Source organism: Enterobacter sp. Ag1, from assembly GCA_000277545.1.
In the GTDB taxonomy this organism is placed as follows: Bacteria; Pseudomonadota; Gammaproteobacteria; order Enterobacterales; family Enterobacteriaceae; genus Cedecea.
In genome coordinates, this window is the sequence record AKXM01000061.1 from 1 (window position 1) to 949 (window position 949).

Below are 949 nucleotides of genomic sequence, written 5' to 3' on the forward strand. Positions count from 1 at the left end.
TAACGTTGGCTCCAGATCGTCAAAACATAGCCGATCGTAACCATCCGTTTCTACATAACCGTCCCCAAAATACCAAAATGTAATTACATAAAAACCATCCTTGTCTGGCCCTGGAGCACCATATTTTTCTTTGAGCATGGCTTTGTTTTTCAACCACCAGTGTACTTTCCCTTTTTTTGTAAAAGGAAAATTTTTCACTAATACATCGCTGTAACTATTTCTCTTATGAACTGCAACAATTCCAACTGGTCGAAATGCTAACCATAAGCAGTATCCAGCCAATAGACCGCCAGCTAGAAATTTTAGTCCCTTTATACTACGCCTCAACAATTCGGGTACTGTCATGCTTATTCAACCTTTATAATTAAAATTTCTTATCAATATCTCTGCCGTACAACCAACCATTATTTATTGATTTTTATAACTCTGCCATTTTCATCAATCCGATAAATTCCATCTGAGAGAGTAAATCTAGTTCCATACCTCTTACTATTACCGACAGTAAGCACTGTGTTTTTATCAATGCAGTTTACTTTTGTTGCCATATCATTGAAACAAAGCCGATCATATTTCCCCTCTTCTTTATAACCATCATTAAACAGCCAAAAAACAACACTAGAACTACCGTAGGATGAAGGCTTAGGAATATCATACTTCGTCTTTAGCATTTCTTTATTTTTCAACCACCAGTCTATTTTACCTTTGTTAGTAAAAGGAAATTTACTTACTAAGACATCGCTATAACTATTTCTCTGGTGTACGGCAATAATTTCTACCGAACGAAATAACAACCATAAATAACCCTCTAAAAAAACACCACCAGATAATAACAGGCTAATTATTATTTTATTTTTTAATTCCATTGCGCTTCCCAATAATATGAATAGTGGCTTCCATATTGGTAATAAAGGGTTTGAAGGCAAACTCGCTGTAGCGTTGCAGGACAAAC

The 949-nt window shown here is 35.4% G+C and carries 3 protein-coding genes; all 3 read right to left on the reverse strand.

The features are described from left to right. Window positions 1-345, reverse strand: a 345-nt coding sequence (locus A936_RS22380; protein ID WP_008461861.1) for a DUF943 family protein, incomplete at its 3' end; no start/stop codon positions are given. Between the two features lie 59 nt (window positions 346-404). Continuing rightward, a complete protein-coding gene (locus tag A936_RS22385; RefSeq protein WP_008461862.1) occupies window positions 405-863 on the reverse strand; it encodes a DUF943 family protein in 459 nt (152 codons plus the stop codon). Beyond that, on the reverse strand, window positions 847-942 hold the full coding sequence (locus A936_RS23140) for a DUF3289 family protein (RefSeq protein ID WP_502685433.1): 96 nt from the start codon (window positions 940-942) through the stop codon (window positions 847-849). Before A936_RS23140 ends, A936_RS22385 begins: the two co-directional genes overlap by 17 nt. Window positions 943-949: the final 7 nt, after the last annotated feature.